The 26494-nt window shown below is 62.3% G+C and carries 24 protein-coding genes and 1 pseudogene; 12 read left to right on the top strand and 13 right to left on the bottom strand.

Annotated elements, in window-relative coordinates; all coding sequences use genetic code 11:
- The first annotated feature begins 9 nt into the window (after positions 1-9).
- Genes HJC00_RS17755 through HJC00_RS17740 form a run of 4 tightly spaced genes read left to right on the top strand, consistent with a single transcriptional unit; the run spans position 10 to position 6235 of the window.
- On the top strand, positions 10-930 hold the full coding sequence (locus tag HJC00_RS17755) for a DUF58 domain-containing protein (RefSeq protein ID WP_210630446.1): 921 nt from the start codon (positions 10-12) through the stop codon (positions 928-930).
- Positions 927-3740: a DUF4159 domain-containing protein gene (locus HJC00_RS17750; RefSeq protein WP_221146957.1), complete on the top strand. Its 2814-nt coding sequence runs from the start codon at positions 927-929 to the stop codon at positions 3738-3740. Before HJC00_RS17755 ends, HJC00_RS17750 begins: the two co-directional genes overlap by 4 nt.
- Position 3741: 1 nt before the next feature.
- The gene (locus HJC00_RS17745) at positions 3742-5814 is read left to right on the top strand and encodes a hypothetical protein (RefSeq protein ID WP_221158082.1); all 2073 of its coding nucleotides are present in this window, start codon (positions 3742-3744) and stop codon (positions 5812-5814) included.
- Positions 5815-5818: 4 nt separating this feature from the next.
- Positions 5819-6235: a GNAT family N-acetyltransferase gene (locus HJC00_RS17740; protein ID WP_210630443.1), complete on the top strand. Its 417-nt coding sequence runs from the start codon at positions 5819-5821 to the stop codon at positions 6233-6235.
- Here HJC00_RS17740 and HJC00_RS17735 read toward each other — a convergent pair whose 3' ends face one another.
- On the bottom strand, positions 6236-6799 hold the full coding sequence (locus tag HJC00_RS17735) for a GNAT family N-acetyltransferase (protein ID WP_210630442.1): 564 nt from the start codon (positions 6797-6799) through the stop codon (positions 6236-6238).
- 218 nt (positions 6800-7017) lie between these two features.
- Between HJC00_RS17735 and HJC00_RS17730 the strand changes: the two genes are divergently transcribed.
- A complete protein-coding gene (locus tag HJC00_RS17730) occupies positions 7018-8007 on the top strand; it encodes a glutathione S-transferase family protein (protein ID WP_221155634.1) in 990 nt (329 codons plus the stop codon).
- Between the two features lie 54 nt (positions 8008-8061).
- Here the strand turns inward: HJC00_RS17730 and HJC00_RS17725 are convergent, their stop codons facing one another.
- Positions 8062-8538, bottom strand: coding sequence for an NUDIX domain-containing protein (locus HJC00_RS17725; protein WP_210630440.1), 477 nt, complete (start codon positions 8536-8538; stop codon positions 8062-8064).
- 73 nt (positions 8539-8611) lie between these two features.
- On the opposite strand from HJC00_RS17725, the gene HJC00_RS17720 reads away from it, so the two are divergent.
- From HJC00_RS17720 to HJC00_RS17705, 4 genes are all read left to right on the top strand, one after another.
- On the top strand, positions 8612-9520 hold the full coding sequence (locus HJC00_RS17720; RefSeq protein ID WP_210631583.1) for a metallophosphoesterase: 909 nt from the start codon (positions 8612-8614) through the stop codon (positions 9518-9520).
- Positions 9521-9678: 158 nt separating this feature from the next.
- Complete coding sequence (locus tag HJC00_RS17715; RefSeq protein ID WP_210630439.1) at positions 9679-10239, top strand: hypothetical protein; 561 nt, start codon at positions 9679-9681, stop codon at positions 10237-10239.
- Positions 10240-10423: 184 nt separating this feature from the next.
- Positions 10424-10933 carry an RNA polymerase sigma factor gene (locus HJC00_RS17710; RefSeq protein WP_210630438.1) on the top strand — a complete coding sequence of 170 codons (510 nt, stop codon included), beginning with the start codon at positions 10424-10426 and terminating at the stop codon, positions 10931-10933.
- Position 10934: 1 nt separating this feature from the next.
- A complete protein-coding gene (locus tag HJC00_RS17705; RefSeq protein ID WP_210630437.1) occupies positions 10935-11774 on the top strand; it encodes an anti-sigma factor in 840 nt (279 codons plus the stop codon).
- A gap of 284 nt (positions 11775-12058) precedes the next feature.
- Here the strand turns inward: HJC00_RS17705 and leuA are convergent, their stop codons facing one another.
- From leuA to HJC00_RS17690, 4 genes are all read right to left on the bottom strand, one after another.
- Positions 12059-13777 carry a 2-isopropylmalate synthase gene (gene leuA, locus HJC00_RS17700; RefSeq protein WP_210630436.1) on the bottom strand — a complete coding sequence of 573 codons (1719 nt, stop codon included), beginning with the start codon at positions 13775-13777 and terminating at the stop codon, positions 12059-12061.
- A gap of 156 nt (positions 13778-13933) precedes the next feature.
- Entirely contained in the window at positions 13934-14059 is a 126-nt protein-coding gene (locus HJC00_RS32645) for a hypothetical protein (protein ID WP_259665256.1), read from the bottom strand.
- A 59-nt stretch (positions 14060-14118) separates the two neighbouring features.
- On the bottom strand, positions 14119-15348 hold the full coding sequence (locus HJC00_RS17695) for a benzoate/H(+) symporter BenE family transporter (RefSeq protein ID WP_210630435.1): 1230 nt from the start codon (positions 15346-15348) through the stop codon (positions 14119-14121).
- Positions 15349-15496: 148 nt separating this feature from the next.
- Positions 15497-16081, bottom strand: coding sequence for an ATP-dependent Clp protease proteolytic subunit (locus tag HJC00_RS17690; RefSeq protein WP_221146954.1), 585 nt, complete (start codon positions 16079-16081; stop codon positions 15497-15499).
- A gap of 232 nt (positions 16082-16313) precedes the next feature.
- Here HJC00_RS17690 and HJC00_RS17685 point away from each other — a divergent pair, with 232 nt between their 5' ends.
- A complete protein-coding gene (locus HJC00_RS17685; RefSeq protein ID WP_210630433.1) occupies positions 16314-17072 on the top strand; it encodes a DUF2076 domain-containing protein in 759 nt (252 codons plus the stop codon).
- A gap of 136 nt (positions 17073-17208) precedes the next feature.
- On the opposite strand, the gene queF is transcribed toward HJC00_RS17685, so the two are convergent.
- The 6 genes and pseudogenes from queF to HJC00_RS17655 all read right to left on the bottom strand — a co-directional run.
- On the bottom strand, positions 17209-17673 hold the full coding sequence (queF, locus tag HJC00_RS17680; protein WP_210630432.1) for a preQ(1) synthase: 465 nt from the start codon (positions 17671-17673) through the stop codon (positions 17209-17211).
- Positions 17673-18587, bottom strand: coding sequence for a cation diffusion facilitator family transporter (emfA, locus tag HJC00_RS17675; protein WP_210630430.1), 915 nt, complete (start codon positions 18585-18587; stop codon positions 17673-17675). The genes queF and emfA overlap by 1 nt, the downstream gene beginning before the upstream one ends.
- A 200-nt stretch (positions 18588-18787) precedes the next feature.
- Positions 18788-19468, bottom strand: a complete 681-nt coding sequence (locus tag HJC00_RS17670) for a DUF2161 domain-containing phosphodiesterase (protein ID WP_221155632.1) — start codon at positions 19466-19468, stop codon at positions 18788-18790.
- A gap of 13 nt (positions 19469-19481) precedes the next feature.
- Entirely contained in the window at positions 19482-19721 is a 240-nt protein-coding gene (locus HJC00_RS17665; RefSeq protein ID WP_210630427.1) for a hypothetical protein, read from the bottom strand.
- 101 nt (positions 19722-19822) lie between these two features.
- Entirely contained in the window at positions 19823-22012 is a 2190-nt protein-coding gene (locus HJC00_RS17660) for an anthranilate synthase (protein WP_210630426.1), read from the bottom strand.
- A gap of 266 nt (positions 22013-22278) precedes the next feature.
- A pseudogene (locus HJC00_RS17655) lies at positions 22279-22869 on the bottom strand (TonB-dependent receptor domain-containing protein); the annotation flags it as partial.
- 148 nt (positions 22870-23017) lie between these two features.
- On the opposite strand from HJC00_RS17655, the gene HJC00_RS17650 reads away from it, so the two are divergent.
- Positions 23018-23968 carry an extensin family protein gene (locus HJC00_RS17650; protein WP_221146953.1) on the top strand — a complete coding sequence of 317 codons (951 nt, stop codon included), beginning with the start codon at positions 23018-23020 and terminating at the stop codon, positions 23966-23968.
- Between the two features lie 129 nt (positions 23969-24097).
- Here HJC00_RS17650 and HJC00_RS17645 read toward each other — a convergent pair whose 3' ends face one another.
- Complete coding sequence (locus HJC00_RS17645; RefSeq protein ID WP_210630424.1) at positions 24098-25777, bottom strand: formate--tetrahydrofolate ligase; 1680 nt, start codon at positions 25775-25777, stop codon at positions 24098-24100.
- A 158-nt stretch (positions 25778-25935) separates the two neighbouring features.
- Between HJC00_RS17645 and HJC00_RS17640 the strand changes: the two genes are divergently transcribed.
- Entirely contained in the window at positions 25936-26466 is a 531-nt protein-coding gene (locus tag HJC00_RS17640) for a TIGR00645 family protein (protein WP_210630423.1), read from the top strand.
- Positions 26467-26494: the final 28 nt, after the last annotated feature.

Below are 26494 nucleotides of genomic sequence, written 5' to 3'. Positions count from 1 at the left end.
GCCGGACGCGTGGCATCTATCGGACAGACCGTCAACCCGACGTCAGGCAGCGATGCCCTCTCCCGCGCCAGGCAGCGGGCCTCCCTGATGCCGGACTGCCTGGTGGAAGCCAAGCGCATCGCCAATACGGTGATCGCCGGCTGGCACGGCCGTCGCAAACGCGGCATCGGCGAGAATTTCTGGCAGTTCCGGCCCTATGCAGAGGGCGAGAGCCTGTCGCGCATCGATTGGCGCCGCTCTGCCCGCGACGACCATACTTATGTGCGCGAGCGCGAATGGGAAGCAGCGCACACCATCTGGCTCTGGTGCGACATGTCGCCCTCGATGATGTACAAGTCGAGCTACGGCAGCGTCTCCAAGGAAAGCCGGGCGCTGGTCGTCATGCTGGCGCTTGCCGAAATCCTTGCCCGCTCCGGCGAACGCATCGGCTGCCCCGGCATCATGGAACCTGCCTCCACCCGCAATGCCGCCGAACGCCTCGCAGCCGCGCTCATGCACGCGCCGCTGACCGGCGGACTGCCGGAAACGGGAATGATCCGCGGCTGGAGCGACCTCGTGCTCATCGGCGATTTCCTCGACGACGCTCCTGTTATCATGGAGCGGCTCGGTCCGCTTGCCCGCCGCGGCCTGCACGGCCACGTGGTCGAGATATCGGACCCCGCCGAAGAGATCTTTCCCTATAGCGGCCGCACCGAATTCATTGATCCGGAGACGGGGGCCAAGCTCATCTCCGGCCGCGCCGAACACATCCGCGAGACCTATCGCAACGCCTACCTCGCCCGCAGGGAGAGCCTCGGCCAGTCGCTGCGCCATCTCGGCTGGACCTTTACGACCCACCGCACCGATCATCTTGCCTCGGAGGCGCTGGTCGCGGTCCACATGTACCTCTCCGGCATGCCGGCCAAGGCAACGCATGGAGGGCTGCTATGAACGCCCTCCCCTTCGCTTTCGCCTATCCCGCCATTCTCGGCGCCCTCATCGCCTTGCCGGTCATCTGGTGGCTGTTGCGGCTGACGCCGCCACGTCCGAAAACGGAGGTCTTTCCGCCGCTGAAGATCCTTGCGTCGGTGCTGAAGCGCGAGGAAACGCCGGCGCAAAGCCCCTGGTGGCTGACGCTGCTGCGCATGCTGCTCGCTGCCATCATCATCCTTGCGATTGCCGATCCGGTCTTCAATCCGCGCACCAATTCTCTGGCATCGGGCGGCCCGCTCGTCCTCTTCGTTGACAACAGCTGGGCGGCAGCACCCGATTGGGAGCGCCGAGTCCAGACCGCCGACGCGCTGGTGGACGATGCCGAATCCGCCGGCACGCCGGTAGCGATCGCCTTCACCGCCGATCCGACCAACGATGCCGTGCCCGGCACCGCAGCCAGCGCCCGCGACAAGCTGCGGGCTGCCGAGCCGCGGCCGCTGGTTCCCGATCGCGAGCGCGCTTTCCAAGCGCTGCGCGCGGCGCTCAATGGCGTCAAGCCCGGCACTCTCGCCTTCCTGACCGACGGCGCCGCCGCCAAGGCCGATGATCCGACGGTGCGCAGGCTCGCCGAGCTCCAGCCCGCCGATCTGCGCCTGATCGAGGGCGATGCCACGAAGACGGTTGCCGTCACCGCGGCCAGCAATGCGGCCGACGCCATGACCGTAAAGGTCACACGGCTCGACAGTTCGCGCCCCGCATCAGTGGCGCTGAACGCCGTCGATGCCCAAGGCCGCTCGATCGCCAACGGCAGGGTGGATTTCCGTCCCGGCCAGAGCGTTGCCACGAGTTCGATCACCGCTCCCTTCGAGATGCGCAACGATTTCGCCCGCATCAGCGTCGACAACGGCGCGACGGCAGGCGCGGTCCACCTTCTCGACGACGCGTTCAAGCGCCGCCGCGTCGTCCTCCTGTCCGGCACCGGAGCCGATGAATTCCAGCCGCTGCTCTCGCCGCTCTACTACATCCAGCGGGCGCTGCAGCCCTATGCGGATCTCATCCAGCCCACCGATTCCGATCTGGCCGTCGCCATACCGAAGCTTCTCGCCAACAACCCTTCGATCATCATCATGGCCGATATCGGCCGCCTGCCGGAGGAGACCTACGAACCTCTGACACGCTGGATATCGAATGGTGGCATGCTCCTACGTTTCGCCGGCCCGCGCATGGCGGCGGCACCTGCCGACGATCCGCTCATTCCCGTCATCCTACGCCAGGGAGAACGAGCGCTGGGCGGGACCTTGTCCTGGAGCGAACCGCAATCGCTGGCCGAATTTCCGAGCATCGGCCCCTTCGCGGGCATACCGCGTCCCGCCGATGTCGTCGTCAAACGGCAGGTGCTCGCCGAGCCGACACCCGACCTTGCCGAACGCACCTGGGCCAGCCTCGCCGACGGCACGCCGCTGGTGACGATGAAGCAGCTGGCATCCGGCCAGATCGTCCTCTTCCACGTCACCGCGGAAGCGACCTGGTCCGATCTGCCGATCTCGGGCACTTTCGTCGATATGCTGCGTCACCTCCTGCAGATATCGCGCTCAGGCGGTGTGACGTCCGAGGCACGCAGCAGCGCGCGTGTCTCCGAGACCCTTCCGCCCTACCGCATGCTGACGGCCAAGGGTGTGCTCGTTTCCGAGACTGGCTCGGCGCGACCTCTGATCCCCAGGGCCGGAGCCGAACCGACGGCGAATTTCGACAATCCGCCCGGCCTCTACGGTTCGGAAGATGGTTTCACCTCATTGAACGTGCTGCCCGAGAACGCCGAACTGACGCCGCTCGATACCGCTGGAACCAACGCCGTGCGCGAAGGCTTGATCGGTGGCGAAAGCTGGTCGGCAAAGCCGGCTCTTTTCCTGGTCGCCTTTCTGCTGCTGCTCGCCGACAGCCTGATCGTCCTCTTCATGAACGGCGCTTTCTCGCGATTGCGCCCGGCCGCTCGCGCCGTGGGCGTGATCGCCGTCGTACTCGGCGCAGGCTTCCTGCTGCAGCCCGGCACACTTCACGCCAACGACTCCCGGCCCGATGACGACCTCATTCTGGAGAGGCTTGACAACACGCATCTCGCCTATGTCGTCACCGGCGAGCAGGAAGTCGACAATATATCCGAGCGCGGCCTTGAGGGCTTGACCCAGTTCCTGACCTTCCGCACGACGTTGGAGCCGGCGCCGCCCGTCGGCCTTGACCTCACCAGGGACGAACTCACCTTCTACCCGATCATCTATTGGCCGGTTTCGGCAACGGCGCCCATGCCGTCATCGGCCGCGATCAGCCGCATCGACGCCTATATGCGCAACGGCGGCACCGTGCTTTTTGACACGCGCGACCAGCTCAGCGCTCTGGACAATGGCGGCAATGTCAGCGCTAACGGCCAGCGGCTGCAGGAAATCCTCGCCAATCTCGATATACCGCCGCTCGAACCGGTTCCATCGGATCACGTGCTGACGAAATCCTTCTATCTCCTGTCGAGCTTTCCCGGCCGCTATGCCGGCAGCCCGCTTTGGATCGAAGCCCGCCAAGGTGGCCGCGAAACGACCGAAAAATCGGCGGCGACGGCCGACGGGGTTTCGCCGATCCTGATCACCGGCAATGATTTCGCCGGCGCCTGGGCAGTCGACGAAAACGGCACGCCGATACTGCCGACCGTGCCCTCGGATGAAGGGCAGCGTGAATATGCCTACCGGGCCGGCGTCAACATCATGATGTACATGCTGACCGGCAACTACAAGACGGACCAGGTTCATGTTCCCGACCTTCTCGAACGGTTAGGGCAATGAGATGACCTTCGATTTCTCACCCTTCCTGCCCTGGCCGATTCTGGCCGCACTGGCCGTCGTCAGCGCTCTTATCGCCGCCTTTGCGATCTGGCGCGGCATTCGCGGCGCCTGGATCAGGACACTGGCCGCCCTCGCCCTGCTGACCGCCCTTGCCAATCCCGTACTGCTGCAGGAGGATCGAGATCAGCTGTCGACGATCGTCCCCGTCATCGTCGACCGGAGCCAGAGCCAGCAGACGCCCGAGCGCATGAAGATGACCGATGACGCGCTTGCGGCGTTGAAAGGGCAGCTTGCCCGCTTCCCCCAGATAGAACCCCGCTTCGTCGATGTCGAAGGCGACGTCAACTCCGACGTTCCGTCCACCCGCCTGTTCGACGCGCTGGCAGCCAACATCGCCGACGTCCCATCCGCCCGCATCGGCGGCGCCATCATGCTGACAGACGGCGAAGTCCATGATGTCCCGGCCGCCAATCAGGCGCTCGGCTTCGATGCGCCGATCCATGGTCTCGTCACCGGCAAGCCTAAAGAATTCGACCGTCGCATCGAAGTCATCAAGGGACCGCGCTTCGGCATCGTCAACGAGGAGCAGCAGGTCGTCCTGCGCGTCTTCGACGATGGTCCGAGCCCCGGCGGCACGGCCGACGTCACGGTGAAGCTGAACGGCGACGAGATCGCTACCTTGCAGGCAACGCCCGGCCAGGATACGCCTTTCTCCTTCAAGGTGCCGGCTGGCGGCAGCAACGTGCTCGAATTTTCCGTCGCCGCGCTTCCCGGCGAAGTCACCACCGCCAACAACCGCGCCGTCCACGTCATCGACGGCATTCGCCAGAATCTGCGCGTCCTGCTCGTCTCCGGCGAGCCGCATGCCGGCGAGCGCGCTTGGCGCAACCTCCTGAAATCCGACGCCTCGGTCGATCTCGTTCACTTCACCATTCTGCGTCCGCCGGAAAAGCAGGACGGCACGCCGATCAACGAGCTGTCGCTGATCGCCTTCCCGACGCGTGAACTGTTCATCGACAAGATCAAGGATTTCGACCTGATCATCTTCGACCGCTATCAGGACCGCGCCAACGTGCTGCCGATGCTTTATTATGACAACATCGCGCAATACGTGGAGAACGGCGGCGCGCTGCTGATCGCCGCCGGTCCGGAACATGCGAGCCCAGAGTCGATCGCGATGACGCCGCTCGCCTCCGTGCTGCCGGCAGAGCCGACTGGCCGGATGATCGAAAAGGCCTTCTATCCTCGCCTCTCCGAGGAAGGGCGCAAGCATCCGGTCACGCGCGGCTTGGACGGCTCCGGCGAGGACCCGCCGCATTGGGGCCGCTGGTTCCGCAGCGTCGATGTCGAACGGCCGCAGGGCGAAACGATCATGGTTGGCGCCGACAACCATCCGCTGCTGGTGCTGAACCGCGCCGGCCAAGGCCGCGTCGCCATGCTGCTTTCAGATCAGGGCTGGCTCTGGGCGCGCGGCTTCGAAGGCGGCGGTCCAAATGTCTCGCTGTATCGCCGCATCGCTCATTGGCTGATGAAGGAACCGGCGCTCGAGGAAGAAGCCTTGACGGCGCGCGCCTCCGGCCGAACCCTTGAAGTCACCCGCCAGACAATCGGCGACAATCCCGGTAACGCCACCGTGCGTTATCCCTCCGGTAAGACCGAAACCTTGCCACTCACCCAGACGGAACCCGGGCTCTACAAGGCCGAGAAACGCATGTACGAGGTCGGCCTCTTTGAAATCCGTAACGGCAAGTTATCGACGCTTGTGCACATCGGCGCCGTCGATGCGCCGGAATTCAAGGCAATGATCTCGACGACCGATGTGCTGAAGCCTGTCGTTGACAGGAGCAAAGGTCTCGTGACCCGTGTCGCCAGCGAAAAGGGCGCGATCAGCGTTCCGCCGATCCTGCCGGTGCGCGGCCAGATCCGCGTCTCCGACAACGAGCGTATGATGATCCGCATGACCAACGAAACGGTCCTGAAGGGAATCAACACGTTGCCGCTCTTTGCCGGCTTCGCCGGCGTCGGCATCCTGCTGCTCGCTTTCGGCGCCATGTGGTGGCGCGAAGGGCGATAGTCGCATGCCGGAATTCGAGCTTACGGCATCGCCTTCGGCTGTGGAGCTCGCGGCCATCACCGATGCGCTCTCGGCCTTCAATAACAGCGATGTCGGCCCTTCGGACCGCCAGCCGCTCGCCGTCCTCGTCCGCGATACCGACGGCAAGGTGACCGGCGGCCTGTCGGGATTTACTGCCTGGGGCTGGCTCTTCACCCAAATGCTTTACATCCCCGATACGCTGCGCGGAACGGGCATAGCCGGCAGGATCCTCGCAAAAGCGGAAGACGAGGCCAAGGCGCGAGGATGTCGTGGCGCCTGGATCGATACCTTCAACCCGCAGGCTCTCCGCGCCTATCTGCGCCAGGGTTATGAAATCTTCGGCGAGCTTGAGGATTTCCCGGAAGGCCGCACCCGCAGCTTCCTCCGGAAAAATCTCTGATCATCCGCGCCAGGCGATTATGCCTTTCAGCCGCTCGTGCACACCCTCGGCGATCGGAACGACCAGCACCCGGCCGGGATCGACGGGACCTGGAAAGGCAAGCGCGTTATAGGCCACCTTCTCGAAGCCGAGCGGACCGTAATAGGGCGGATCGCCGACGAGGATGACGGCTTCCGAACCCTTGCGCCGCGCAGCTTCCACCGCGATCCGCACCAGTTCTCGGCCGATACCTATGTTTTTGTGCGAGGGTCGAACGGCAAGCGGGCCAAGAAGATGTCCCTTCACCGTGCCGGCCAGCACCGGCGTCATGCGCACGGAGGCGATCGTCTCGCCGTCGTCAGCGCAGATGAAGGAGAGCGACAGGTCGTGCGGCCCCTGCTCGCGGATACGCGCGGCCGCCCGCGCGAAGCGGCCCGGACCGAAGGCTTCTTCATTGATATGTTCGATGGCGGCGTCGTGGGACGCGTCTTCGGTGAGGTAGACGAGATCGTGCTTGTACATGATGGCAGAAACCGGTTGGACGGATTGATGGGTCTCGAACACGCCTTCGGCGTTCGGGAGCATCAGCGTCGTCGCGGGTTTCTGGAAATGAACATCAGGCAGGCGTTCCTCAAATCGTGAAAAGGCCGATAGCAGGAAAAATTTCCGCCGTCCAACGCAAAATGCACACCCGATCCTGCTGGCGTGGGGGGCGTGACGCACTGTTCAATCTTTACCGCCTGCAAAGCCCCACTATCTCAGCTAACTTCGATTCCAACACGGCAATCAAGGGAATGAAGATCATGGGAATGCTTGTGGACGGCGTCTGGCACGACATCTGGTACGACACGAAGGAGAGCAAGGGGCACTTCAAACGGCAGCCCTCGCAATTTCGCAACTGGGTGACGGCGGACGGCGAGGCCGGGCCTTCCGGAAGCGGCGGCTTCAAGGCCGAGGCCGGGCGGTATCATCTCTATGTCTCCCTCGCCTGCCCCTGGGCCCATCGCACCTTGATCTTCCGCAAGCTGAAGAAGCTGGAGGAGCTGATTTCGGTTTCTGTCGTGGATCCGCTGATGCTCGAGAATGGCTGGGAGTTCAAGATCGGTGACGGCGCTGCCAGCGACCATCTGTTTGGCGCTGGGACGCTTTGGCAGATCTACGTCAAGGCGGATCCGCACTATTCCGGCCGTGTCACCGTTCCCGTCCTCTGGGACAAGCAGACCGGCACGATCGTCAACAACGAATCGGCCGAGATCATCCGCATGTTCAACAGCGCCTTCGACGGGCTGACGGGTTCGAAGGCCGATTTCTATCCGGAGGATCTGCGTGCCGAGATCGACATGCTGAACGCCACCGTCTACGACACCGTCAACAACGGCGTCTACAAGGCAGGCTTTGCCACAACTCAAGAAGCTTACGAGGAAAATGTCGGCAAACTATTCGAAACACTCGACATTCTCGACGAACGCCTGGGCAAGGGCCGCTACCTTTTGGGCGACAGATTGACGGAGGCCGATTGGCGCCTCTTCACCACACTGGTGCGTTTCGACCCGGTCTATGTCGGCCACTTCAAGTGCAACATTCGCCGCATCGCCGATTATCGCAATCTGCCGGGCTATCTCAGGGATCTCTATCAGACGGCAGGCGTTGCCGAGACGGTAAACCTGCAGCACATCAAGCAGCACTATTACCGCAGTCACAAGACGATCAATCCGACCGGCATCGTCCCGGTCGGCCCGGCGCTTGATCTCGACAGCCCGCATGGCCGCGCTACAGCGCCGCGCGTCTTTTAGACGCGCAAAGGACGCTGTAGAACTTTAAATTGCTGCAATGCGGCCTAAAGCTTCTCACCAGCGGTGGTCGGGTTCCTGCTCGCCCCGAAGCTCGGCGAGGCGGCGATGCGTCGCCTCGGTCGTGCCCTCGGGCAGGCTGTCGAGCGAAAAGAACCCGCTGTCGGAAATCTCCCAGTCCGGCGGCCGCGGCGCCGTCTGCTCGACGGTCACGCGATAGAATACGACGTGGTCGCGCCGGGTGGTCGTGGTGTTGAAATAGACTTGGACCAGCCGAGGTTTCCCGATGATTCTGAGGTTGCCCTCCTCGCGCAGTTCCTTGGCCAGCGCTTCTTCCGCCGTCTCGTTGCGCTCCAGCCCGCCGCCGGGCATATGCCAGCCGCCGATATAGCTGTGGCGCACGAGGAAGATCCGGCCGTCCGCATCGAAGCAGGCGGCCCTGACGCCCATCGTCATGCCGCGGGCGAAGGAGAAATAGACATGCAGCAGGCGCAGGGCCAGCCTGATGTGAGGGGGCCGCTTCTCTTTATCCACCTTCGTCCCGTTTCGGCTCTTCGTCGCGCCGGATGTGTTTGATTTGTCAATAAGCTGGTCTATGTCTCGTAGCATGTTCAAGCTCGCGCATATTTCCGACGTCCACCTCGGACCACTGCCCCGTCTTTCCATTCAAGAGCTGTTTTCCAAACGCATAACCGGCTTTGTGAACTGGCATCGAAATCGACGCAAGCACCTTTTCGCCAGCACGCTGGATCTGCTGCTCGATGACATCCGCGCCCATCAGGCCGACCATTTGGCCGTCACCGGCGACCTCGTCAACCTGGCGAGCGGCATCGAGATCCGCGCCGCCGCCGCCTGGCTGCGCGTGCTTGGTGATCCCGCCGACACCTCGGTCGTTCCGGGCAATCACGACGCCTATGTGCCGGGCGCTTACGAAAAGTCGATGCGCGCCTGGTACGATTATGTCCGCGGCGACCTCGCCCCGCCGCAATGGCAGGAAGACCGCCGCATCTTTCCCTATCTGCGCGTCCGCGGCAAGGTTGCGATCGTCGGCTGCTCCACGGCCGTCGCCACGCCCCCCTTCGCAGCCTCCGGCTTTTTCAGCGCCCGCCAGGCCCGCGATACGGTGAACATGCTGCGTGCGGCCGGCGAAGCCGGTCTCTTCCGCGTCGTCATGATCCATCATCCGCCGATCCGCGGCGCCACCGCCTTCTACAAACGCATGATCGGCATCCGCCGCTTCGCGGCCGTGATTTCGACCGGCGGCGCCGAGCTCGTGCTGCATGGCCACACGCATCTGAATACGCTGCACTGGCTGCGCGGCCAGGTGCAGCCGGTGCCAGTCGTCGGCATAGCATCGGCCTCGCAGGGACCGGGCAGCATTAAGCCGCCGGCGGCCTACAACCTCTTTTCCATCGATGGCTCTCCGGGCGCCTGGGAACTCACCGGCAAGCGCTTCAGCCTGAACCGGACAGGCGATGCGATGATGCCGGAAAGCGTCGATATTTTCGCCCCTTAGCGCTGGCTTCGGACTCTTTTTATGCAGTAGGTGAATCAATCTCGGAAGGCCCTTTGCCACTGTCGCAACATTTGCCACGGACGCGGCCTACCCTCTTGGTATTTTTGCCGGTAAGCGTACAATCCGACCGACTGCATTGCCTCAGAACGGAGCCGCCAATGACTTCCCCCTTCCATCGCCCGTGCAGAACAACACTTGCCGCCGGCTTTGCCTTCGCCATCGCGACGGCCGCTTTCGCCGTCGGCGACAGCAACGACGACACCAATCCGCCGCCGAAGACCCAGACGACCAAAACCTGCACCGGCGGCAAGGTCTGGGACAAGGCCAAGAAGGAATGCGTCACCCCGAAGAAGAACAGCTTCAACGATGACGATCTCTATAAGTTCGCCCGCGAATTCGCCTATGCCGGCCAGTATGAGAATGCCATCGCCGTGCTCAACCTTGCCCGTAGTCAGAACGACCCGCGGATTTTGAACTATCTTGGCTATGCCAACCGCAAGGCCGGCCGCATGGAGCTCGGCATGTCCTATTACCGCAAGGCATTGAAGGCGGATGAGAATTATATTCTCGCCCGCTCCTACATGGGCATGGCGCTGGTGGAACAAGGAGACATCGAAGGGGCGCGCGTCCAGCTCGTCGAAATTCGCGACCGCGGCGGCGAAGACACCTGGGCCTACCGCGCGCTGCTGCAAAGCTTGAACGGTTACAGGACATATTGACGCAAGCTTTGCGGTCTAGATTAGGAAAACCCCTTGGGAAGGGGATAAGGTGACCGAATGCTTGCGAAGTGCAGTGGATTTGCTTCATAAAGCATCTGCATCCCCGGTGCCGACAAAGCCGGTTTCGCGTCCGATGGCGAAGCTTTCGTCCGCGAAGCCATTGTGAATGCTTCTTGGATAGACAATGCGTCAGCCCGCAACGACCATCGACCTCCGGCGTGATCTCGTCGGCCTTCTGCCCCACCTTCGCCGCTTCGCGATCACGCTCGCGGGCGAAGCCGGCGTGGCCGACGAACTTATCCAAGCCGTTTGTCTGCGTGCCATTGCCAAGGGGCACCAGTGGAATGGCGAAGGCCGACTGGAAAGCTGGATATACACGCTTGCCCGTCAGCAGTGGACGGAGGACAGCCGCAAGCGGAAGCCGAAGGCGTCGGCACGCGGCAACGTCACCGACATCCGAGAGGCTGCCCGTGAACGCTCGGCCTCGGTCGATCCCGACGCCATCCATCACATGATCGCCGAAATGCCGGACGGCGTTTCTTCGGTCTTCCTGCTCGTCGATGTCGAAGGACATAGCTATCAGCAGGCGGCCGACATCATGGGAATTTCGACGGCAAGCGTCGTCTCCCAGCTTGCCACCGCAAGGCTGCATTTCGCCGGACTTGCCGGCACCCACCCCATCCACAGGTACTGAATTGCTCGATCTTAGGAAATTGCCGCTCGAAGCCCAGCTCACCGCCCTTCTCGACGGCGAGGTCTCTCCCGAGCAGCGGCACGAACTGGAACAGCGCCTGGCAAGCGACGAGAATGCGCGTCGTCTGCATGAAAAGCTGCGCCATGGCGCCGATTTCGGCCGCCGCCGCCTCGACGATGTCCTGAAGGAGCCGGTGCCGCTCGCCCTCGTCCGCTCGATCAAGAGCACCCAGCCGCCAAAGACGCCGATCGCCCAGCGCGCCATGCGCCCCCAGGTGAAACTGGCCCCGAGCGGCCCGCAGGCGCTGGCAGCCGCTCTTATCCTCTTCGTCGTCGGTTGCGGCATCGGCTACTTTGCCGGCACCACCCCCGATGCCGACGAGATCGCCACCACGACCGCCACGGCGCCTGCCAATACCAACGACTGGCTCGGCGACGTCACCGCCTATCAACGCCTGCTGATCCGCCAGCCCCGTCACCTCGTCGAAGTGCCGGCATCACAGGCCGAAGAAATCTCCAGCTGGCTGACGACCGCCATCGGCGTGCCTTTCCGTGTGCCGGATCTCAGCACCGAATCCTGGACCTTCCAGGGTGCCCGCGTCATTCTCGGCGACAATCGCCCCGTCGGTCAGCTCGTCTATTCCAACAGCGACGGCGACATCATCTCCATCTGCTTCCGCAAGGACGCGCAGCCGCCTGAAACCGACGACTTCAAGGAAACGATCAAGGACGAGATTGGCCTGGTGACCTGGCACAATGCCGGCACCTCCTATGTTCTCGCCGGCCCCTCCGCCGAAGCCACCCTCGGCCAGCTCGCCATGAAGATCGCCACGGCGATCTGATCGGCAGATCGACGATTTGACGCGATAGGGGAAATCGACGTTCAGCGCCAGCGGCCCCCTCGTCCGCCTGCCGGCACCTTCTCCCCACTGGGGAGAAGAGACTCGCGGCGACGGTCTCGGTTTCCCCCTCTCCCCGGCGGGGAGAAGGGGCCGTAGGGCGGATGAGGGGGCCACACGGCACGCCTTTCACTGCTTTCGCTTGCGCTTAGCGAAGGCGGAACGAAGTCAACCTAATCGTCAGGCCGCGTCCTACCAAAACGATCGCGGCCTGAACCTTTCGCAGATCAAGCCTTGCCGGCTTTCACCTCGAGCACCCGGTTGGCCGCCGAGACGATCGCTTCCAGCGATGCCGCGACGATGTTGGTGTTGATGCCGGCGCCGAAGAGTTTGCCGCCGGGATAGGAGGTCTCGACATAGGAGATCGCCGCCGCATTCGAGCCGTGCTGCAGCGAATGCTCGGAATAGTCCTCGACCGACATTTCGATGCCGAGATAATGCGACAGTGCGTTGATGAAGCCGTCGATCGGGCCGTTGCCGCGCCCTTCGATGCGCTTGGTCTCGCCATTATCGGTGATTTCAGCTGCTACGATCCGCTGGCCTTTGCGCTCGGTGTCGGGATAGGTGTGGTGGTCGACGAACTTGAGGCGCGCCTCGGGCTGCGTCACGTAACGCTCGATGAAGCGGTCGTAGATGCGCTTCGAGGGAAGCTCCTTGCCCTCGACGTCGGTGATGCGCTGGATATCTTCACGGAACTCGACCTGCAGGTTGCGCGGCAGGTTGAGCCCGTAATCCTGCTGCAGGATATAGGCGATGCCGCCCTTGCCGGACTGCGAGTTGATGCGGATGATCGCCTCGTAGGAACGGCCGACATCGCGCGGATCAATCGGCAGATACGGCACTTCCCAAACGGGATGGTTGGCGACCTGTGCGGCCTTCATGCCCTTGTTAATCGCATCCTGATGCGAGCCGGAGAAGGCCGTATAGACCAGCTCGCCCACATAGGGGTGACGCTCTGCAATCGCCATCTGGTTCGAATATTCGAACACTTCCTTGATCCGCTCGATATTCGAGCAGTCGATCCCGGGATCGACGCCCTGCGTGAACATGTTGAGCGCCATTGTCACGACATCGACATTGCCGGTGCGCTCGCCATTGCCGAACAGCGTGCCTTCGACGCGGTCGGCGCCTGCCAGCAAGGCCAGCTCGGCGGCGGCGATGCCGGTGCCTCGGTCGTTATGCGGATGCAGCGATACGATCAGGTTCTCGCGTTTGTCGAGATTGCGGCACATCCATTCGATCTGATCGGCATAGACGTTCGGCGTCGCCATCTCGACAGTGGACGGCAGGTTGATGATGAGCTTGTTGTCCGGCGTCGGCTTGACGACCTCGATGACGGCGTTGCAGATCTCCAGCGCCACCTCCAGCTCGGTGCCGGTGAAGCTCTCGGGCGAATATTCGAAACGATAGCCGCCGCCGGCCTTGGCTGCCATGTCGGTGATCATCTTGGCGGCGTCGACGGCAATCTGCTTGATGCCCTGCACATCTTTGGCGAAAACGACGCGGCGCTGCAGCTCGCTGGTCGAGTTATAGAAATGCACGATCGGCCGGTTTGCGCCTTCCAGCGCTTCGAAGGTGCGGGTGATGAGCTCCGGGCGGCACTGTACCAGCACCTGCAACGAGACATCGGCGGGCACGTTACCCTCTTCCACGCACCAGCGGGCGAAATCGAAATCGGTCTGCGAGGCGGAGGGGAAACCGATCTCGATTTCCTTGAAGCCCATCTCGAGCAGCAGATGAAACATCCGGGCCTTGCGGTCGTGGCCCATCGGGTCGACCAGCGCCTGATTGCCGTCGCGCAGGTCGACCGAGCACCAGACAGGCGCCTTGGTGATGGTCTTGGTCGGCCAGGTGCGGTCGGGAATATTCACCTGCGGATAGGGCCGGTACTTCATCGCGGCATCGGGCATGCCCTTCGCGGAGGATCGGCTGTTGGTATTGTCCATTGTCTTGTCTCCTCGTGCCGGCATTTGCCCCGCCTCTTAGCCGATCGCATCGGACTTGGCGATAAACAAATGCGGACCTTCGTCGGTCGTTGGGTCAATTTTGAAAGTGAGTCGCGAGGAGCGATACCGGGCGGGCTTTCGGCCGCCGGGCGCTCCTCAACGGACCCGGCAACCGCGCGTAAGGCCGAGGAGAAGAAGCGAGGTCACGGCGCTCGAGACGTCACGCAGGGCGATGCGGCCGCGTGCAATCGTCTCGGAAATCTTGGCGCCAGAGGTCTTCATGGCCGCGCTTATAACCTTGGGCAGCGAAACTGGCAAGCCCTCGCGGCCCGCCGCCTTCGTTACCCGGACTGAGGCCGGTCTTTCCAAACCCTCACCAGCTGCGACAGCACGAGCATCAGCCCGCCGGCGATCAATCCCCAGAAAGCGCCGGAGATGCCGCCGAAGGAAACGCCGGATGCGGTGACGAGGAAAGTGATCGCCGCCGCCTCGCGCGATTCCTGCGCCTGGAAAGCCGACATCGCCGAGGATGAGAAGGCCCCGACCAGCGCCAGCCCCGCCACCGCCTCGATCAGAACGGGCGGCGCCAAGGCGACAAAGGCCGTCACCGCGCCGGCAAGCAGCCCGAGGATGATATAACCGACGCCGGCGATCAGCGATGCCCAATAGCGCCGCTTCGGATCGGCATGGGCGTCATGCCCGGCGCACATGGCCGCGGTGATCGCCGCCAGGTTGACGGCATGGCCGCCGAAAGGCGCCGACAGCAGCGAAAAGAAGCCGGTTACGGCAAAAAGCGGGCCTGGCTTCGGATCGTAATGATTGACCTTCAGCACCGCGATGCCCGGAATGTTCTGCGAGGCCATGGTGACGATGAAGAGTGGCAGCGCGATCGAGATGAAGGCCGCAAAGCTGAATACCGGCCGGACGATTTCCGCCGTCGGCATCAGCGATCGTTCGAGCGAGGCGAAAGCGCCATCGGGAATATCGATGCCGAAGGCGAGCACCAGCACGAAGGCTGCGAGCGCGGCCGGCACCGCCCAGAGCCGCTTGAAGGCACCGACGACGATCCAGGAAATGACGATCGGCAGACCGAGCAGCGGATTGAAGCCGATCGCCTTCACCGGCGCGAAGCAGAGACCGATCAGCACACCGGCGAGCATCGCATTGGCGAGCGGCGCAGGAATGGCGGCCACCGCCCGGCCGAGCGGTTTGAACAACCCGGCAATGATGATCAGTACGGCGCAGATCAGGAATGCGCCGACCGCTGCATTGAAACCGCCCTCAATCGCTCCGGTGCTTGCCAGCAGCGCCGCCCCCGGCGTCGACCAGGCGATGCTGATCGGCAATCGGGTGACGGCGCTGAGCACGATCGCGCAGACGCCCATGGAGATCGACAACGCCATCAGCCCCGAAGCGGCCTGCGCATCCGTCGCACCCACCGCCTGCAGCCCGTGCAGCACGACGGCGAAGGAGCTGGCGGAGCCGACGAAAGCGGTAAGCAGCCCCATGAACAGGGCCTGGACGGAAAAATCTTTGAGCATGGCGGACTCTGAGCTGCGGGAATGGCGCATGGAGCATGATGGCTGCCGCCTGCGCAAGTCCAGATTGAGGGCTTTCCGTCCAGCTCTGCTGGTCGATGACCTCAAGCCATCTGAAAGCAAGACACCCCTGCCTGCGGTCGGCAGGCAAGGGCGTCTTGAACGCTTCAGTCCAGAAAACTCAGATGTCGGCTTGCGACGTCACGATCCGCGAAACGAGGCCGTAATCCTTCGCCTCTTCGGCAGAGAGCCAGTAGTCGCGATCCGTATCCTTGGCGATCTTGTCGATCGGCTGGCCGGTAGCCTCCGCCATGATCTTGTTCAGACGCTCGTTCATCTTGATGATCTCGCGTGCCTGGATCTCGATGTCGGACGCCATGCCGCGCGTGCCGCCCGACGGCTGGTGCAGCAGGAAGCGCGTATTCGGCAGGCACAGGCGCCGCTCTTTGGGAGCCGCGACGTAAATCAGCGCGCCGGCCGAAGCGACCCAGCCCGTACCGATCATCCAGACCTTCGGCCTGATGAACTTGATCATGTCATGGATGGAATCGCCGGATTCGACGTGACCGCCGGGCGAATTGACATAGATGCGAATGTCTTCGTCGCTGGCCGCGGCAAGCGCGACGAGCTGCGAGCAGACCTTCTGCGCCAGTTCCTGGTTGATCGGTCCATAGATGAAGATCGAACGCGACTTGAAAAGATTCGCCTCCGTTTCCTTGCCGAGCGGCAGTTCCTTCGTCTTGTCGTCCTGTTCTTCGTCGTTCATTCGAACCTCTCGGAGATGAATTCGGGTTCCTCGCACATAGTGCGACTCAATGCCTAAAACAATGCGGGAAAAACACAAGGCACCGAAGCGGTGGAGATATCCTTAAGAAGCCGCGCATCGTTCCGCAAGCCTTACTGAAATGTAACGGTTGGAAGGCTTTGAAAAGCCGGAATCGGTTCCTACCTCACCTCTCACATGGCAACCGCCAAATGAAATCAACAGGAGACCGGACATGTCACCGGAAGAACGCCAATTGCTGACCGCCCTCTTCGACCGCGTGCGCACCGCGCAAGCCCAGCCGCGCGATCGCGAAGCCGAAGCCCTGATCGATCAGGCGACGCGCGAGCAGCCGTCCGCCACTTATTATCTCGCCCAGGCCGTCATCGTGCAGGAAAAAGGGCTGGAAGCGGCCGCCAACCACATCAAGGAACTCGAGGAGCGCGTGCGGCAGTTTGAAGCCGGAGCCAGCGAGCACCACCAGGCAGAACAGGGCGGCGGCTTCCTGAGTTCGATCTTCGGCAACACCCAGACGCAGCAGCCCGCGCCTGTCCCCTCCAACCCCGGCCCCTGGAGCCAACCGTCCCGCGCCTATGACGAGCCGCGCGGCTACGATCGCCAGACGCCGCAGCAGCCCGCCGGGCCCTGGAGCCAGCAGGCCTACGCGCCGTCTGCCGGCGGCAGTTTTCTACGCGGCGCTCTCGGCACGGCAGCCGGCGTTGCCGGCGGCATGCTGCTTGCCAACTCGTTGAGCGGCATCTTCGGCAATCACATGTCTTCGCTCGGTTGGGGCTCGCCCTTCGGCGCCAACCCGTTCGGCAATGCTACCGCACCGACCGAAGAGACCATCATCAACAATTATTATGGCAATGACGACACCCGTCAGGCCGCGGATAATGCCGGCAATGACAATGACGACGATGTGCAACAGGCCGATTACGACGATGCGGACGATTACAGTGATGACTCGTCCGGCGACGTTACGGATGTCTGAGGTTTAACGGGCGGAAATGGGCGGCAGTTGGTTTTACATTGCCGCCCCGTATCCCGGCCCTTCGCTTGGGCTCAGGGCGTTCGTCGCTGCAATCGATTCACTCAAATCGATTGCTCGGGCTACGCCCGAGCGCGCCTCACCCACGGCCACGATAGGTTGCGACGCCCTGCTCCGGCAGCCACACACCTTCCGGCGGCTTGCCCGTCTGCCAGAAGACGTCGATCGGTATGCCGCCACGCGGATACCAGTAAGCGCCGATCCTCAGCCACTTGGGGTCGACCAGTTCGACGATGCGCTTGGCGATGTAGATCGAGCAATCCTCGTGGAAGGCGCCGTGATTGCGGAAGGAAAACAAGAAGAGTTTCAGGGACTTCGATTCCACCAGCCATTCGCCGGGGATGTAGTCGATGACGATATGGGCGAAATCCGGCTGCCCCGTCATCGGGCAGAGGGAGGTGAATTCCGGCGCGGTGAAGCGCACGACATAGTCGGTGCCGGCATGATTGGACGGCACTTTTTCCAGCACCGCCTCCTCCGGCGATTTCGCGGTTTCGGTTTGCTGACCCAGCATCGACAGGCTGGAAACATCGGTATTCGGCATCATGCCTCCTTGACGACTTTGACGCGGATGCCATGGGCCTTTTCGCCCTCCGGCTCCACATGAATGGCTATTTTGGCGCCCTCATGCACCGCTCTGATGGCATCCTCAAGGCGGTCGCATATATCATGCGCCTGCCGCACGGACATAGTGCCAGGCACCACCATGTGAAAATCGATGAAAGTGACGGCGCCTGCCCGCCTCGTCTTCAGGTCATGCACGCCGATCGAACCCGCCGCATGGGTGGCGATCGCCTGCTTGATCGCTTCTTCTTCCTGCGGCTCGACCGCCTGGTCCATCAGACCGCCGATCGATTGCGAGATCACCCTCCAGCCTTGATAGAGAATGTTGATGGCAACGAGAATCGCAAGAACCGGGTCGAAGATCGCATTACCCGTCGCCAGGGCCAGCAGCAGGCCGACGAGCACGCCGACGGATGTCACCACATCCGACATGATATGCTGTCCATCCGCCGCCAGCGCCGCCGAGCGATGTTTGCGTCCGGTCCGGATCAACAGGCTCGCCCAGACCGCATTGATGACGCCAGCCGCCAGATTGATCGCAAGGCCGAGCATCGGTGCATCGAGCATGCGCGGCGCAGCGAGATAGCCGACCGCCTCGTTGACGATCAGCAGCGCGGCAACGACGATCAGCACGCCCTCGGTGACCGCGGAGAGATATTCCGCCTTATGATGGCCGAAGGGATGGTCTTGATCGGCCGGCTTCTGCGCATAACGGATCACGAAGAAAGCGACGAAGGCGGCAACAACGTTGACCGTGGATTCGAGCCCATCCGACAGCAGCGCCACCGATCCGGTCACCCACCAAGCCACCATCTTCAGCCCCATGACGCCGAGCGACAGCGGAATCCCCCACATCGCCAGCTTCCGAACCGTCAGATCGCCGTTGTCGTTCATATCGTCCTCCTGCGGTTGCGAATGAATTGCAGGATCCAAGCCATTGAAATGCAAAACCGCCCACGCGAATGTCGCGCAGGCGGCCCAGTTGAGGGTGATATGGGCGATGATCGAGGATTTGTCAAAGAGAATGACGCGTCCTTCACAGCTGTGGCCGCGTGCCGATGTGAAAGCAGTGCAGGCACACGATACGCGATCTTCTACATCGCCGAGAGAGCGGGATCGGACTGGAGAGATTGCGGCCACCGCAGAAGAGCGGCCTGGCCTGCCGACGTCAGGGCGTAGACGCCTTTTTCCTGGCGCTGGAACCATCCATAGACATTGTCGCGCAGGATCGGACCGGCCTTTGGCGTAAGCGCCTTCATATCCCGCGGGCGCACAATTCCCCGATCGAGCGCGGCCGCGCAGAGCAGCGCCTGCTGGCGATAGGCCGTCATGATCGGCGCCCGCGAGCCGCCGCCAACGGCAGGATCGCCGCGACGGCGCTGATGCTCTTTGACGAGGCGCGAACGCCGCTTGGGATTGGTGCGCGGCATCGGCGAGATGGAACTGACGATGACGCTGACCTCGCCGCCATCCGAGACGCCGAGCATGCCAATGCCGAGCCGCCTGCAAAGGTCGCGGTAGCGCTTGTCCGTCTCTCGCCCACGCCCCTTGGCCGAAACCCGCGCCGCGATCCAGACCTCATCACTCATCGCCGCGCGATCGACCGCCTGGAGAAGAAGTTCGAGGTTGAAGGTGAGCTTCAGTTCGCAGACGACCACGACCGGCGGCTCGCCATAGCTCAAGCCAACGAGATCGCATCCGCCGACCTCGCCCTTGACGGCGTAACCCGCCGCCTCCAGGAAGGCTTTGACCGGCAGGTAGAGCGACGTCTCCATGGGAAAATCGCGCTCAGGCGGCGTTGAGATCGGCAATCTCACCATACCGCGCGAGCAGTCGCGGCGAGCTCATGTCGCCGGTCTCCTCATCGACGATGACGGCATAGGCCGCGACCCCGACGAAACGCTCGGCCATCGCCGAGGCGATCTTTTCCGCACTGACGGCGTTCGACGCCTGCCGCATTTCGCCTGGCACGAGATTGCCGCGGTTCTTGCGGTAGGGAAGGACGATGAATTTCTCGGCACTGGCCACGGCGATAATTCCCGGTTGATCGTTCCGGAAATGTTCTGATTTTCCTGGCAGAGTCAACCCTCGCCCCGTCCGCGTACGGAAGGGGCGAAATGATACTTGGTTTAAGCCGCCTTCGTCTTCACCTTGCGCGCCAGGTGCGCCACGACATTCTCGATCATCCGCATGCCGGCATCGCCGCCGAGCGTCATGATCGATTCGGGGTGGAACTGCACCGCGGCAATCGGCTCCTTGGCATGTTCAATACCCATGATCGTGCCATCGTCGCTTTCCGCCGTGATGATGAACTCACGCGGCAGGGTCGAGGGATCGGCGAAAATCGAGTGGTAGCGGCCGACCGTCACTTCCTTCGAAAGGCCGGAGAAGACGATGCCCGGTTCCAGCACGCGGATGCGCGACGGCTTGCCGTGCATCGGCAGCGCCAGATGGCGCAATTCCCCACCATAGGCTTCGGCGAGCGCCTGCAGGCCGAGGCAGACGCCGAAGATCGGCAGGTTGCGGGCCCGCGCCTTCTTGATCGTCGCCTTGCAATCGAAATCCTTCGGCGTTCCGGGCCCGGGCGACAACACGACCAGATCCGGGCTCAGCCGGTCGAAGATCTCTTCCGGCACCGGCGTCCGCACGGTCGAAACCGTTGCCCCCGTCTGGCGGAAATAATTGGCGAGCGTATGGACGAAACTGTCCTCATGGTCGACCAGCAGGATGCTGACGCCCTTGCCGACGCTGGCGACGTCGCGCTGAATCTTGCCGGAATTGCCGGTCTTGGCGTCTCGGATGGCGGAAAGCATGGCGGAGGCCTTCAATTCGGTTTCGGCTTCTTCTTCCTCTGGAATGGAATCGTTGAGCAATGTCGCACCGGCACGCACCTCGGCGATGCCGTCCTTGATGCGCACGGTGCGCAGCGTCAGGCCGGTGTTCATATCTCCATTGAAACCGACCATGCCGATCGCCCCCCCATACCATGCGCGTGGGCTTTTTTCATGGCTCTCGATAAAGCGCATCGCCCAGAGCTTCGGGGCGCCGGTGACGGTCACCGCCCAGGCGTGACTGAGAAAACCGTCGAAGGCATCCATGTCGTCGCGCAGCCGGCCTTCTATATGATCGACCGTGTGGATGAGGCGCGAATACATCTCGATCTGCCGGCGGCCGATCACCTTGACGGAACCGGGCTCGCAGACGCGGCTCTTGTCGTTGCGGTCGACGTCCGAGCACATGGTCAGCTCGGACTCGTCCTTCTTCGAATTCAAGAGCTTCAGGATCTGTTCGCTATCGGCGATCGGGTCGTCGCCGCGCTTGATCGTGCCCGAGATCGGGCAGGTCTCGATGCGCCGTCCGGAGACCCGCACGAACATTTCGGGCGAGGCGCCGACCAGATATTCCTGATTGCCGAGATTGATGAAGAAGGAATAGGGCGACGGATTGATCGCCTTCAGCCGCTTGGAAATGTCGGAAGGCTTGCTTTCGCAGCGCTCCATGAACTTCTGCCCAGGCACGACCTCGAAGAGATCACCCTTGCGGAAGCTTTCCTTCGCCTTGACGACGAGCTCGGCATATTCGCCCGGCCGGTGGTCGCTCTTCGGCGGAATGGCATCCGTCTGCTTGAAGGGCTCGGGCGCGATATCTTCCGCCTTGCCTTCGGTCGTCACGCCGTCCTTCGCGAAATCATACCGGTCGATCCAGGCCTTGGCGGCATAGTTGTCGACGACGAGAATTTCATCCGGCAGGTAGAGCACCATGTCGCGCTGGTCGGAAGGGCGCGTCAGTTTCAGATCGATCGCGTCGAACTGGAAGGCGATGTCATAGCCGAAGGCGCCGTAGAGCCCGAGGCTCGCATCCGCCTGCGAGTAGAAAAGATCGCTCACGGCCCGCAGCACTGTGAACACCGTCGGAATCTTCGAGCGCTCTTCCTCGGTGAACACCCGGTCCGGCGTCTTGACGGAGAGGTCGAGCCGCCGGGCTGAGGAAGCGCCGAGCACGAGGTCAGGGACGGTCTGCAGCCGTTCGGTCACGAAACCGAGGAGCACCTCGCCGCGTTCATTATAGGCTTCGATCCAGACGTTGCGCCCGAAGGAAGAGATGCCGAGCGGCGGATCGACGACGGCGGTGTCCCAACGGGTATAACGGCCCGGATATTCGTAGTTCGACGAAAACACCGCGCCGCGGCGCTCGTCGAGCTTGTCGATATAGGAAGAGACCGCATCGGCATAGGGGATTGCCCGCCGCTGCCGGGTGACTGATATGCCGCCCTTGGTCTCGTAGAGTTCCGCACCATCATCCCGCAGGATCGTTACCATTGTTCCACTCCGTTATCGGGGCCCGGACGACAGGCGGCGATAAAACAAAAAAGCCGCCTCGAAGTTTCGGGCGGCTCACTCGTCGTCTTTGGACACGATTGGTCGAGGCCGCCTCAGCGAGCCCACCACCAAACAGCAATGTTCAAGGACGTAATCATGGAAAATTGTTAGCCTGAGATCAGCCGCCGCGCAAGAGGCGATTGCGCAATGAAAAAGGGCGGCCCGAAAGCCGCCCCTCCCCAGCCGTGAAAGTGTGTCGCCGGCAATCAGAATGTCTTCGTGAGCGACACCTTGAAGGTACGGCCCGGCTCGGAATACCAATCGCGAGGCTGCGATGCGGTCGAGAGACCAGGTTGACGTCACGTACAGCCAGCGCATTGAAATATTTCTGGTCGAAAATATTGTAGACACCAGCTTGAACGAGCAGGCCGGGCAACTGTTCCGGCGTCCACCAGCCGTTCAGGTCGATGATTGCGTAACCGTGCGCATCGAAGGTTGTGTCGTTGGTGTTGGTGACGGGTGTATTGAGATGGTCTGTGAGCATGCCGGCAGATAGCTTCGAGGACAGATCGAAGCCGAAGGTGTCATTGCTCCAGCCGCCGCCCACAATCGCCTTGAACGGCGCCACCGAGCGCAGGCGCTGGGTGGTTTCTTCATTCCTGCCGTAGGCATAGGCAAGCGAGCATGCAGATTGATGCCGTTATTGAACGTCTTGACGGCACTTGCTTCAACACCCGAGATCGTCGCCGCAGCCACGTTGGTGTAATTGAAGCTCTGAAGCCGGTCGCGTCAACGCTCGTCACCGTCTCGATGAAATTCTGATAACGAGTGTGGAAAGTGGCGATCCGCCCGGTGAAAACATGACGATAACAGTCAACACAAATCGCCCCGCCTTATGTTGGATATTATTGTCAGGTTTTTGCGATCGTCAAAAATGTTGCACAATTGCAACGAAAAACGCTCTCATGCGTTGCCTCTAGCCACCAATATTAGGAATCGCATGGATTGAGAAAATTTTCGACTTTGGCGATCCTCCTCGCCGCTACCGCCTTTCTGGCTGGTGCCCGCCTGCCCCCGCACGGCCCATTGCCAGAGCCTCGGCCCGATGCCGGGCAGACGGCCGCCCCCACCCGCCCGTCCTCAGAAAAAGCGGAACCCTCCGCGCCTGAACAGGTGCCGGCCCCTCAGCCGAAACCTGACGTAAAGGAGCCGGAGACATCCGCACCGGACCAGCCGCCTGCCTCGCCAGCCGAACCGGCAAAGCCTGAGCATTCAGAACCGATGCAGGGCCCGCCGCTTCCGCCGGGCCAGCTAGAGAGCCCGCAGACTCCACCGGAAGAAAAGCCGCCCGGCGAGCAGACGCTTGAAGAGCAGCATCTGACGATCGAATCCGAGAGTGACGCCGAGCATGCCGAATGCACGTCTGCACTCAAGGCTCTGGGTGCCGTCTTCAAGGAAACGCCGCGCATCGATGACGGCAACGGCTGCGGCATCGACAAACCGATCATCGTCTCGGAGGCTCTGCCCGGTATCGCCGTCAAACCGGAGGCAACGATCCGCTGCCCGGCGGCACTCGCACTTGCCCGCTGGATGAAGGAGAGCGTCGTCCCTGCCGCTTCCGCCGCCCTGCCGGAGCAGGGTCGCATCACTGTCGTCAACCAGGCTACCGCCTATATGTGCCGCCTGCGCAATGGCGCCGAGACAGGCAAGATCTCCGAGCATGCCCGCGGCAACGCCATCGATATTGCCAGCTTCCATTTCGAAAAGGGCGAGGATGTCGCCGTCCGCTCCCGTCGCGAGGACCCAACGCTGACCGGTGCCTTCCAACGCGCCGTCAGCGCCGCCGGCTGCCTCTATTTCACGACCGTACTCGACCCCGAAAGCGACGCGGCCCACGAAACCCATTTCCATCTCGACATCATCGAAAGGAAGGGCGGCTATCGTTATTGTCATTAACGTCGAAGGTCAGGACCCCATCATCAAACAAGAACTGGCGGGGAACGTAGACGGTGCGGCATATTCCCGTCTCCCCTCGGGGAGAAGAGAGGATTGAGAGGCCGCATCCCGTCCCTTCACCACGCCTGATCAGAACAACCCCTCGATATAACCCTGCTCATTCAAAAAAATCCGTTCCGCTGAGGGCGATTTCGGCAGGCCGGGCATCGTCATGATTTCGCCGGTGATGGCGACGACGAAGCCGGCGCCGGCTGAAAGCCGTACCTCCCGCACGGAGACTATATGGCCTTCTGGCGCGCCGCGCAGGTTCGGATCGGTGGAGAAGGAATATTGCGTCTTCGCCATGCAGACCGGCAGCTTGCCGTAGCCCTGCTCCTCCCATGTCTGCAGCTGATCGCGCACCGCCTTGTCGGCGGTCACCTCGCCGGCATGGTAGATCTTCGAGGCGACGATCTCGATCTTTTCGAACAGCGAAATGTCGTCGCCGTAGAGCGGCTGAAATTTCGCTTGGCCGGATTCGGCCAGTTCCACCACCTTATGCGCCAGCTCCTCGATACCGGCCGAACCCTTCGCCCAGTGCTGGCAGAGGATCGCTTCAGCGCCGAGCCGCGACACGAATTCCTTCACCGCCGCGATCTCGGCATCGGTATCCGAAACGAAATGATTGATCGCGACGACCACGGGCACGCCGAAGCGGCGCACATTGGCAACGTGGCGGCCAAGATTGGCGCAGCCCTTTTTCAACGCCACGACATCCTCAGTGCCGAGATCCTCCTTCTTGACGCCACCATTCATCTTCAGCGCCCTGACGGTCGCGACGATGACGGCCGCGTCCGGCCTCAGCCCGGCCTTGCGGCATTTGATATTGAAGAATTTCTCAGCCCCGAGATCCGCTCCGAATCCCGCTTCCGTCACCACGTAATCTGCGAGCTTCAGCGCCGTCTTCGTCGCCGTCACCGAATTGCAGCCATGGGCTATATTTGCGAAGGGACCGCCATGTACGAAGGCCGGATTGTTCTCCAGCGTCTGCACGAGGTTCGGCTGCATCGCATCCTTGAGCAGCACGGCCATGGCGCCGTCGGCTTTCAGATCGCGCGCATGCACCGGCGTCTTGTCGAAGCGGTAGCCGATGATGATGTCGCCGAGCCGCCGCTCCAGATCCTTCAGATCGGTGGCCAGGCAGAGGATCGCCATCACCTCGGAAGCGACGGTGATGTCGAAGCCGCCCTGGCGTGGAAAACCGTTGGCGACGCCGCCGAGCGAGGAGACCATGCTCCTTAGCGCCCGGTCGTTCATGTCCATGACCCGCCGCCAGGCGATGCGGCGAATGTCGATATTCTCTCCATTGCCCCAGTAGATGTGGTTGTCGATCATCGCCGCCAGCAGATTGTGCGCCGAGGTGATCGCGTGGAAATCGCCGGTGAAATGCAGGTTGATATCTTCCATCGGCACGACCTGCGCATAGCCGCCGCCGGCCGCCCCGCCCTTGACGCCGAAGCAGGGACCGAGCGACGCCTCGCGTATGCAGACGATCGCCCTTTTACCGATCCGGTTCAGCCCGTCGCCGAGGCCGACTGTTGTCGTCGTCTTGCCCTCGCCGGCCGGCGTCGGATTGATCGCTGTGACGAGGATCAGCTTGCCGTCCTTCTTGCCCGCCTGCGCCGCGATGAACTCGGCGCTGACCTTTGCCTTGTCGTGACCATAGGGGACGAGCTGCTCGGCCGCCATGCCGAGCTTTGCCCCAATATCGAAGATCGGCCTCTTGGCCGCGGCGCGCGCGATTTCGATATCGGATTTGATTGATGGCATGGATGCTCCTCCGTCCCGGCCTTTCGCGGGCGCGAAAGCGCTTGTCCTCGCCACTGGGATATCGAAATATCGGCATGCTGTGAATAGCGCTCGCCTTGCGACCGCCCTGCTGGATCATTATGTGGCGCTCAACGATCGCGGCTTCTTAAGGTAAAGACATGAAAGCACTGGAACTCATCATCGAGCGCATCATCCTGTCGAGCCGCTGGATCCTGGTCGCCTTCTATATCGGCCTGGTGGCGGCGCTCGCCGTCTATGCCGTTTCCTTCGGCTACAAGTTCCTGAAAATCGCCGCCGATGTTTTCGTGCTCGACGAGGCGGAAATGATCCTTGCCATGCTCGGCCTAATCGATGCCGCCCTCGTCGCCAGTCTGATCGTCATGGTGATGATTTCAGGCTACGAGAATTTCGTCAGCCGTTTCGACGAGGCCAGCGATGCGGACAACGAGGTTTCCTTCCTTGGCAAGCTCGATTCAGGTAGCCTCAAGATCAAGGTCGCCTCCTCGATCGTCGCCATCTCCTCCATCCACTTGCTGCAGGTCTTTCTCAATGCCGACAAATACGACGACGGCAAGATCATGTGGCTGACTCTGATGCACCTCGCCTTCGTCGCCTCGGCCGTCATGCTCGGCTTCCTCGAGAAGCTCATGAGCGTGACATCGAAGAACGATTTGAAGGACAAGGGATAGAGGGACGACGAACTGGTTGTCACGTCAG

The sequence above is a fragment of the Rhizobium sp. NLR22b genome, from assembly GCF_019685295.1.
In the GTDB taxonomy this organism is placed as follows: domain Bacteria; phylum Pseudomonadota; class Alphaproteobacteria; order Rhizobiales; family Rhizobiaceae; genus Rhizobium.
This window is presented reverse-complemented; position numbering and strand designations above follow the sequence as displayed.

What these genes read in the sequence shown, in the direction of transcription:
- HJC00_RS17750 (WP_221146957.1), top strand. Translation starts at nt 927, where the DNA reads ATGAACGCCCTCCCCTTCGCTTTCGCCTATCCCGCCATTCTCGGCGCC.
- HJC00_RS17745 (WP_221158082.1), top strand. Translation starts at nt 3,742, where the DNA reads ATGACCTTCGATTTCTCACCCTTCCTGCCCTGGCCGATTCTGGCCGCA.
- HJC00_RS17740 (WP_210630443.1), top strand. Translation starts at nt 5,819, where the DNA reads ATGCCGGAATTCGAGCTTACGGCATCGCCTTCGGCTGTGGAGCTCGCG.
- HJC00_RS17735 (WP_210630442.1), bottom strand. Translation starts at nt 6,799, where the DNA reads ATGCTCCCGAACGCCGAAGGCGTGTTCGAGACCCATCAATCCGTCCAA.
- HJC00_RS17730 (WP_221155634.1), top strand. Translation starts at nt 7,018, where the DNA reads ATGGGAATGCTTGTGGACGGCGTCTGGCACGACATCTGGTACGACACG.
- HJC00_RS17720 (WP_210631583.1), top strand. Translation starts at nt 8,612, where the DNA reads ATGTTCAAGCTCGCGCATATTTCCGACGTCCACCTCGGACCACTGCCC.
- HJC00_RS17715 (WP_210630439.1), top strand. Translation starts at nt 9,679, where the DNA reads ATGACTTCCCCCTTCCATCGCCCGTGCAGAACAACACTTGCCGCCGGC.
- HJC00_RS17710 (WP_210630438.1), top strand. Translation starts at nt 10,424, where the DNA reads ATGCGTCAGCCCGCAACGACCATCGACCTCCGGCGTGATCTCGTCGGC.
- leuA (WP_210630436.1), bottom strand. Translation starts at nt 13,777, where the DNA reads ATGGACAATACCAACAGCCGATCCTCCGCGAAGGGCATGCCCGATGCC.
- HJC00_RS32645 (WP_259665256.1), bottom strand. Translation starts at nt 14,059, where the DNA reads ATGAAGACCTCTGGCGCCAAGATTTCCGAGACGATTGCACGCGGCCGC.
- HJC00_RS17695 (WP_210630435.1), bottom strand. Translation starts at nt 15,348, where the DNA reads ATGCGCCATTCCCGCAGCTCAGAGTCCGCCATGCTCAAAGATTTTTCC.
- HJC00_RS17690 (WP_221146954.1), bottom strand. Translation starts at nt 16,081, where the DNA reads ATGAACGACGAAGAACAGGACGACAAGACGAAGGAACTGCCGCTCGGC.
- HJC00_RS17685 (WP_210630433.1), top strand. Translation starts at nt 16,314, where the DNA reads ATGTCACCGGAAGAACGCCAATTGCTGACCGCCCTCTTCGACCGCGTG.
- queF (WP_210630432.1), bottom strand. Translation starts at nt 17,673, where the DNA reads ATGCCGAATACCGATGTTTCCAGCCTGTCGATGCTGGGTCAGCAAACC.
- emfA (WP_210630430.1), bottom strand. Translation starts at nt 18,587, where the DNA reads ATGAACGACAACGGCGATCTGACGGTTCGGAAGCTGGCGATGTGGGGG.
- HJC00_RS17670 (WP_221155632.1), bottom strand. Translation starts at nt 19,468, where the DNA reads ATGGAGACGTCGCTCTACCTGCCGGTCAAAGCCTTCCTGGAGGCGGCG.
- HJC00_RS17660 (WP_210630426.1), bottom strand. Translation starts at nt 22,012, where the DNA reads ATGGTAACGATCCTGCGGGATGATGGTGCGGAACTCTACGAGACCAAG.
- HJC00_RS17645 (WP_210630424.1), bottom strand. Translation starts at nt 25,777, where the DNA reads ATGCCATCAATCAAATCCGATATCGAAATCGCGCGCGCCGCGGCCAAG.
- HJC00_RS17640 (WP_210630423.1), top strand. Translation starts at nt 25,936, where the DNA reads ATGAAAGCACTGGAACTCATCATCGAGCGCATCATCCTGTCGAGCCGC.